Raw genomic sequence first — 8,678 nt, 5'->3', positions numbered from 1 at the left:
ACAAGCTTCCCGGGAACAGCAATGCGCCTGTTCCCAAACTACTGTTCCTGATAAAATTTCTTCGGTCCAAGATGATTGATTTTTATATTCGAAATCGATTGCACTCGTCGTGAGCAAATCATGATAAAATTTGTATAAAAGTAAATATTTTTTTGGGAATATGTGGAAATCGGAGGATGGGGTGCAGGGCAAACGCATTAAAGGGAGCACCACTGGAATTACTTTACCAGTCTGAAGATAGTGGGGTACATTTTAGCAGGCCGTCCATATCCTGATTTAAAAGTAAAAATAATGGAGAGCATAATGTTTACCACATACAGGAATACAATAAAATAAAGGAATTCCAGTCTTATGCCATAACGAAAAATAATACTGATATGCCCGATTATTGCTAATCCCAGGAGTATGGTCCAGAAAATCTGAAAGTTCAGTATGTTTGCTCCGGTTTCTTTAAGACCGATAATCCTGTCTTTCCCGGAAAGCCATAAAATTAAAGGTAGTATAATGTTTCCCAAAGGAATTACTAAAAAGGCCAATACAGACAGGTGGAGATAAACAAGATATTTACGGTCTTCTTTTTTACCATAGTCCAAAATGTCCTCGATGTTTATTTCCAGAGCTTCACAGATAAGTCCCAGGGTTTTTCCACGAGGTATGTTCTCGTTGTTTTCAATGCGTTGAATTGTTCTTAAATTTATTTTAGCAGCATCAGCCAATTCTTCTTGTGACAGTCCCTTCTTTTTTCTAAGTTCTTTGAGTTTTTGCCCGAATTCTTTCATGATGTGTTTTAATTGGTGAGCTACAAATATATTAGTGCAAACTATATTTTGATAACGGTTTTAAGGCGACATTTTTATGACATTTATGTAAGTATTTGTTAGTAAGTGACTTATGATAAATTGAGTGCGTTGTGTAAATTTATTTCTAAAAAAGGAAGGGCGCGTTATATGTCCTTAATCCTCGGCTTTGCGGGGATTATAATTTCTTCCGCTCTGCTCAAATGCGCAGCAGTTAGGCATGCCTGAACCAGAAGTATCCGTACTAAATCTGGGAGGAAAACTGGAATCGTCCTCATGGCGTAGGTATTATAAACCCGGTAAACTTTTCACCTTATCCTAAAAATCCTGTTATAGCCCGGTTCTTTAAAGAAATAGGAAGAGTTGACAAATTGGGCTCCGGGGTGAGGAATACTTTTAAATATTGTGGGATCTACACCCCGGGAAGTCAGCCGGAATTTTTTGAGGAAGACGTTTTCAGAACTGTTATACCATTGAAAACTGTAGGCGTTATAAAGGATACAAACGTTTATGATGCTGTAAGTGATGCTGTAAAGGAAAGATTAGGAAAGGAACTGGCCTTTATTATTACCCATAGTGGCATCTCTCTTGAAGAATTGAAAAAGGAATTTCACATCAAAAGAGCCACTGCCCAAAGAGACATGAAGCAGCTGAAAGATATAGGCTGGGTAGATTTTGTCGGAGCGCCGAAAACCGGCAAGTATATGTTGACCGAACAAGGGGAAAAACAATTTGGGAACCGACCCCTATACCCCGGACAAGACAGTTCCGATCAATAAAGCAGATCGCTCCCAATACTTCGTCATTTGTTCTTTTACCGAATGCTGTGATTTAATAGGCGTTGCCTGATACCGGTGATTTTTACAACAATATGATCCGGCATGCCTCGTTCCGGTGACAGTGTTATAAAAGTTCCTCTACTGCAATGAAGGATAACCGGCCTGGTGTCCGAAAAGCAGGTAAAGAATGGTATTGGCCTGGTCTCCCAGCTTTTTCCGGATAATGTTGAAAGCCCTGGTGATCTGTGATTCCACGGCCTTGACGGAGACATTCAGATGGTCTGCGATTTCCATATTGGTGAGGCCGTCCTTTTTACTGAGCATAAAGACCTCCCTGCATTTTGGCGGCAGGTGCTGTATTTCTTTCCACACCAGCGGGATCAGCTTCAACAGCATTTTTTCATCCTCTTCCATAACAGACTCCAGGGTACTCATATATTTTTTCTCCAGTTCGATAACCGATTTTTGTTTTTTGTATTGATTGATAAATTCATTGTATACCGCCTTGTACAGAAAGTGCTTTATGTTGAGGTCGGCCCTGAGTTTCCTGCGTTGTTTCCAGACTTTCAGGTAAATATTCTGTACGATATCTTCTGCCTGGGCGTGGTCGTGTACCAGGCCGTAGGCATATACACATAGCCTCTGGTGATACTGTTTCACCAGGAAATCGTATGCGGCAGCCTCCCCGTTTTTCAGGGCATTGACAAACCGGATATGGTCGTGATACGGAGACATATTGCAGTTAAAATTACAGGATTTATTGTTTTTCCGAAAAAAAAATCAAAAAAAAGCTGGGGTCAGATGAAATGGCTTTGTAATAGTTATAGGAAATGTTAATATACTATGAAATCATTCAGAGAGTTCGGGTTTATCGTCAAATACCTGGTCAGGCAGACATCTGCCGATGATCTGGACAAGCTGTCTGTATGGCTGAAAAAGCCGGAAAACGAAGTGGTGTTCAGAAGTTTTGTAAAGATTAATTATGCTATGGACTACAATGTAAAGGCTTTTGACGCTGATAAAGCCAGCAAGAGATTGCTCCGTACGATTACCAGGGAGAAAAGAGGACATAAAATACGCAGGTTAAGAAGAATAACCGGGTATGCCGCCGCCGTACTCCTGTTGCTTTCGGCGGGATACTATTTTTCTGTGCAAAAGAAACAGGAACACCCCGTATTACAGATAGAGCAGAAAGGCGTAACCCTGAGGCTGGACGATGGGTCTGTCAGGGAATTGCAGGAGGCCGATACCATAGCGGTGAGCAGCAATAGCGGAAAGGTAATGGGGGTTCAGAAAGGAAATATGCTCGATTATTCGAAGGACAATACTGCTGAAGAACTGGTGTACAGTACCCTGACCGTGCCTTACGGAAAGCGTTTTAACCTGGTGCTTTCGGATGGCAGCAAGGTATACCTGAATGCAGGGAGTTCGCTGCGGTACCCGGTGAAGTTTTCAGGGGAGGGCACCCGGAAGGTATCTCTCAAAGGGGAGGCCTTTTTCGAAGTGGCCAAAGACCCGGAACACCCTTTTATTGTGGAGGCCCAGGAACTGAATGTCCGGGCCCTGGGCACCAGTTTTAACGTGTCTGCATATCCCGAAGACGTCCTGACCGGGGTGGTGCTGGTGGAAGGTGCCGTGGGCATGTACCCTAAAGGCAAGGACTTCGATGCCGGTACCGATGTTATTCTCCGGCCGGGAATGATGGGGGCTTTCGACCGCGCCGGACAGACCGTAAAGACGCGGATGGTCAATACGCTGGTATACGCGTCATGGGTCGACGGAAAGGTCGTGTTCAGGAATGCCCCGTTTGAGAATATTGTCGCCAGGTTACAACGCCTCTACAATGTGACCATCATCAATAATAATGAAGAACTGGCCAGGGAAACCTTTAATGCCAGTATAGAAGTAGACCGTGAATCCATAGAGGAAGTACTGAATTATTTTAACAAGATATACGATATACATTACCGCATAGTCCACAACAAGATTGTGATAGACTAACCCGGAGATGCCCTGTACCGATATGCCCTGCGTACTGTGTTGTGGTAAGTAAACCAAAACAGTAAGAAACCGTTTAAAAATTAAACAGTTTCCGATAACCAAAACCATTTTTCATTATGAAGCAGTTTTTGTGGTTAACAGCTTTAACCTTTGTTATTTTTCCCGGACAGATCCGTTCGCAGGGCATCACCCTGCAGGTGCGGGAACGTACGGTAGGGCAGGTGATAGACGACATTGAAGCGCAAACGGTCTATCAGTTTATTTTTAATACGGATGCCGTAGACCTGGACAGAAATGTATCCTTCTCGGTAGAGGACCAGGATATCGGGGTGGTGTTGCAGCACCTGTTTTCCGGTACGGCAACACGGTATGAGATCGCAGACCGCAAGATACTGCTGAGCAGGAGGGGGGCAGTTTCTCCTGCCGGAAGCCATGGCCAGCAGCGGGAGGTGTCGGGAACGGTACGCGACGGCGAGGGGAACCCCCTTCCCGGGGTTACCGTACAGATCAGGGGGGCTCAGCGGGGGGTGGCCACCGATTTCGACGGCAACTATACCCTGCGTATCCCGGGGCCTGAAAGCGTACTGGTGTTTTCCAGTATAGGATATACTTCCCGGGAGATCCCCGTAGGGCAGCAGGGCAGGATAGACGTTACCCTGGAAGTGTCTGTAGATGAACTGGAGGAAGTGGTGCTGGTGTCTACCGGGTACCAGGAGATCAAGAAGGAGCAGCTCACCGGGGCAGCTTCTGTGGTCGGGGCCGGTGAACTGAACCAGCGGACCATTGCTTCCGGGAATTTCCTGGAGAGCCTGGAAGGACAGCTGCCCGGCCTGGTATACAATTTCCGGAACCCGAACACCCCGGAAGACGAACGGCTGACCATACGGGGTGTAGCGACCTTCGACGGCGTAAAATCGCCGCTGATCGTTATCGACGGTTTTCCGACGGAAATCGACCTGAATGCCATAAATCCCAATATCATAGCCTCCGTATCCGTACTTCGCGATGCGGCAGCCAGTACCATCTACGGGGCCAGGGCGGCCAACGGGGTTATCGTGATCGAGACACTGCGCGGTGAAGAGGGCAAGCCCCAATTTACCTTCAGGAATTCCGTAGCCGTGCAGGCTGCACCGGATATGGGAGATCATCATTATGCAGGTTCGGAAGAATATATCGATATCAAAAGGGCCCTGGCCATGCAAAGTACGTCTTCAAGACCTACCGGCACCCGCAGGCAGTTCGACCCGGTGACGGAACTGGTATACGATCTGCGCGACGGACTGGTTTCTGAAGACGAAGTCAATGCCACCCTGGCCGAATGGGGAAAATACAATAACGAGAAGCAATACGAGAAGCTGTTTTACCGGCCTTCCTTTATACAGAATTACGAGCTGGGGATGAGCGGCGGCGGCGCCAATAACCGCTACCGGATGAGCCTTAATTATATCGACCACGAGACTAATGAGAAATACAACGACCGGCGCAGGCTGGTATTTAACCTGAATGACAACTACCGGATATCCGACCGGGTCTCCCTGGATATCAGCGGGATCTATACCTACGAAAAAAACGAGGGCAGGGGGAGTGTACCGGCCTATTCGGGGCTGTTGCCCTACCGGCCCCTGGTAGATGATAACGGGAATTCGCTGCCCAATTACGATTACCTGGAAGGAAATGAAGAAGTGAATAACGAGGCGATGGCGCTGGGGTTATACGACCGGTGGCGCTATCCTTATGCCGATTTTCTCAGCGAGCGCTTTACCTCCCGCAAAAATGCCTTCAGGGTACAGGCCCGCCTGAATGTGGAAGTGACGGAAGGGCTTGAACTACAGCTGGGGGGCGCCTATGAATACCAGAATACGGATACAGATATACTGTACGACGAAAACAACTACCTGGTACGAGGCCTGCTGAACAAGGCCGCCCAGGCCGACCCTTCTACCGGGATGGCCCTGTTTACCCATATGCCCCAGGGCGATATCCTCAAACGACGGGACCACAAACTCAAAGGGTATACCTACCGGGCCCAGCTGCATGCCGACTATATTCTCGGAGACCGGCAGCAACATGAAATATCGGCGATCGCAGGGGCGGAACTGCGAAAAGTGACGGAAGGCAGTTACCTTTCCTCCTTTTTCGGGTATGACGGGCAGACCCTGAACATGAGCCCCGCCGACCTGCAGTTGCTGAGCAACCGTAATATTGTTTCGGGGTTTCCGCAGTTTTCATTCGGTGTGGCCAGTATAAGCCTGAATGATTATTTCGACGAAGCGTTTGACGATAACCGCTACCGTTCCTTTTACTCCCAGGCCACCTATATCTATAATGGCAAATATATTGCAACGGGGAGTATCCGCCTGGACCAGTCGAACCTGTTCGGTACCGATCCCAAAAGCCGGAACAAACCCCAGTGGTCTGCCGGAGCGAGCTGGCTGATGCACAAGGAAGCCTTTATGGAACCGCTTTCCGGTTGGGTATCGCAATTTAAACTGCGAGGGGCCTACGGGCTTACCGGCAATGTGCCTACGAGTAACAGCGGGAGGTTTTTGATCTTCAGAACGGGCAGGCGTATCAATTTCAGCCCGGCTGTTCCCTATAATTCCATCGTTGCGCCGCAAAACCAGTCCATTCGCTGGGAAAACACCAAAAACATAAATATGGGGGCGGACTTCGGCTTTTTCGGGCAAAGGCTGTCCGGGACCTTCGACTGGTACCGGAAAAAGAGTGAGTTGGTACTGGGAAGTACCATTGCCGATCCGACAACAGGTTGGAGTACATACAATGCCAATACGGCGACGATTGAAAACAGGGGTCTGGAACTCAGCCTGCGTTCCCGTAATATTACCGGGGAAAAATTTTCCTGGTCTACCCGCCTGACCGCGTCGTATAACAAGAATTCCATAGAAAAAGTATATAACCCCAGCCCGACTTCTTACCGGAATACCAATTATATAGATTCCGACAATCCCATCGAAGGATATGCCCTGAATACCCTGGTGAGTTACCGCTATGCCGGGCTGAACGAGGAGGGAGTGCCCATGATGATCACCCGTGACGGGGAGACACAGGTACTGACCACCTCCTCGGATATTTACCTTGAGGACCTGGTAGACAGCGGGACCACCACCCCAAAATATGTGATGGGGGCCGGAAACGAACTGCGTTTCGGCAGGCTCAGTCTTTTTGCCATGCTGATGTATTACGGGGGGCATGTGGCCCGGGTAAGGCCGCCGGACCTTACCGCGGATTTCCCGCTCCGGGGGTCGGGAGACTACTGGAAAGCTCCGGGGGATGAACTTGTAACCGATGTCCCGGGGCTGTCGCCCCCCATAGGGAACCCGAATTATTCGGCCATGAGTTTTGGCCGCGGAATTTACAGAAATGCCGACCGGTATGTCCGCAATGCCGACCAGCTAAGGCTTACCGACGTCACCCTGACCTGGGACCTGGGGAGGGAGTTCCTGAGCGGGCTGAAGCTGTTCGATACCCAGTTGCGCTTCCAGGCCCAGAACGTATGGCGGTATACCTTTAGCGGCAACGATATCGATATGGACGCCATAGACCCGGATACGGGAATAAGGGGGCTGCAAACAAGGCCGGTATATACGGTACAGTTAATTGCTAAATTTTAAACCGATGAAACCGACATGTTTAAAATAATTATTAAACACACAGGGGAATGATTATTTTAAACATCAAAGGTTCCATGTGACCATTGAAAAACAATAAAAAATAAACACATGAAATCAGTATTTTATATAAGTATTATAGGGGTGTTTTTCAGTAACCTGGTATCCTGCAGCGATGATTTCCTGGAAGTGACCCCCAAGGGAGAGACCATCCCGGAAACCCTGGAGGATTACGAGCTGCTTTTTAATGGTATTGCGATGACCGATCTTATGCCGGATATCCTGCAATTCGCTACGGATAACAGTTATATTTCCCATGGTATCGAGGAATTGGGGAAAGTAGAAAATGCCTATTACTGGAACCATAACCTCGATTACGATTTAGAGGAAAATCCGGAGATATGGAAAAACGCTTATTTAGGACAGTATTATTCTAATGTGGTTATCAATGAGATAATGGAGGCCAAAGACGGTACAGAAGCGGAAAAACGTTCACTGATGGGGCAGGCCATGACCATTCGCGCCATGAACTATCTTTACCTGCTTACGGCCTTTGCCAATGCCTATGATCCGGAAAGGAACCCGGATGACCCCGGGGTGCCGCTGGTCACTTCCATCAATGTGACCGATGAGATCCCGGCCCGGTCTACCCTTAAGGAGTGTTTTGACCTGATGACCTACGACCTGAAACAGGCCATGGAATGGTTGCCGGAGACGCATAACAACCGCTGGAGGGTAACCCGCTATGTGGCGGCAGGGGTACTGGCGAGAATATATACCTATACCGGGCAATATGAAGAGGCCGATACCTATGCCACCATAGCCCTGCAAAGTCCGCAGACAAATAAAATACTGGATTATAATGCTATGGAGGTAGAGGATTTCCCGGACCTGGAAGTTAATTCGGAACGGTTATGGATCGATAATACACCCAGTAATTACAGTGACTGTCTTTATTCCTATGACCTGCTGGAGTATTTTCAGGAGGGCGATTCCCGGATACGCCTGTTTACCAGGATTGATGAAGAGACCGGCATCACAATAAGAGATGATGCGGATATAAGGAGTTTCGGAATAAGTTACCCCGAGATGTATCTTGTCCGTGCCGAATACCTGGCCCGGAGCGGGGAAGTAAACCCTGCGATGGAGATCGTCAATATGCTTCGCGAATTCCGGATACCCGAAGGTGCCCCCGGCCGGGAGCTTACGGCAACCAATGCCGAAGAGGCCCTGGAAATGGTACTGGCCGAGCGGCGCCGGGAGCTGGTTTTCAGGGGAACGCGGTGGATGGACATGAAGCGGCTGGACCTCGAAGGGCGGATGCCGGCAGTGCACCGGTATGTGAATAATGACCCGGGGGACAACCTGATCCGCACGCTGGAGCCGGGAAGTGCGGATTATACCTTTGAGATCCCCATGAAAGTATTGAGTATGAATACCAACATAAAACCTAATCATCAACAGTAAAAATG

Annotated in this window: 6 protein-coding genes; 4 read left to right on the top strand and 2 right to left on the bottom strand. The window is 48.3% G+C overall.

Features of this window, described 5'->3' with window-relative positions; translation table 11 throughout:
• Positions 1-218 precede the first annotated feature (218 nt).
• On the bottom strand, positions 219-779 hold the full coding sequence (locus DN748_RS03905) for a helix-turn-helix domain-containing protein (RefSeq protein WP_112370441.1): 561 nt from the start codon (positions 777-779) through the stop codon (positions 219-221).
• A 401-nt stretch (positions 780-1,180) separates the two neighbouring features.
• Here DN748_RS03905 and DN748_RS19200 point away from each other — a divergent pair, with 401 nt between their 5' ends.
• Positions 1,181-1,576, top strand: a complete 396-nt coding sequence (locus tag DN748_RS19200; RefSeq protein ID WP_201741412.1) for an HTH domain-containing protein — start codon at positions 1,181-1,183, stop codon at positions 1,574-1,576.
• A 138-nt stretch (positions 1,577-1,714) separates the two neighbouring features.
• Here the strand turns inward: DN748_RS19200 and DN748_RS03895 are convergent, their stop codons facing one another.
• Positions 1,715-2,311: an RNA polymerase sigma factor gene (locus DN748_RS03895; RefSeq protein ID WP_112370440.1), complete on the bottom strand. Its 597-nt coding sequence runs from the start codon at positions 2,309-2,311 to the stop codon at positions 1,715-1,717.
• 108 nt (positions 2,312-2,419) lie between these two features.
• Between DN748_RS03895 and DN748_RS03890 the strand changes: the two genes are divergently transcribed.
• The 3 genes from DN748_RS03890 to DN748_RS03880 all read left to right on the top strand — a co-directional run bounded on the left by DN748_RS03890 (position 2,420) and on the right by DN748_RS03880 (position 8,673).
• Positions 2,420-3,577, top strand: coding sequence for a FecR family protein (locus DN748_RS03890; protein WP_112370439.1), 1,158 nt, complete (start codon positions 2,420-2,422; stop codon positions 3,575-3,577).
• 116 nt (positions 3,578-3,693) lie between these two features.
• Positions 3,694-7,209: a SusC/RagA family TonB-linked outer membrane protein gene (locus tag DN748_RS03885; protein WP_112370438.1), complete on the top strand. Its 3,516-nt coding sequence runs from the start codon at positions 3,694-3,696 to the stop codon at positions 7,207-7,209.
• 108 nt (positions 7,210-7,317) lie between these two features.
• Positions 7,318-8,673, top strand: a complete 1,356-nt coding sequence (locus DN748_RS03880) for a RagB/SusD family nutrient uptake outer membrane protein (protein WP_112370437.1) — start codon at positions 7,318-7,320, stop codon at positions 8,671-8,673.
• Positions 8,674-8,678 lie beyond the last annotated feature (5 nt).

The organism is Sinomicrobium soli, from assembly GCF_003285545.1.
In the GTDB taxonomy this organism is placed as follows: domain Bacteria; phylum Bacteroidota; class Bacteroidia; order Flavobacteriales; family Flavobacteriaceae; genus Sinomicrobium.
Note: the sequence above shows the minus strand (reverse complement) of the source record. Positions and strands in the feature narration are given on the sequence as shown.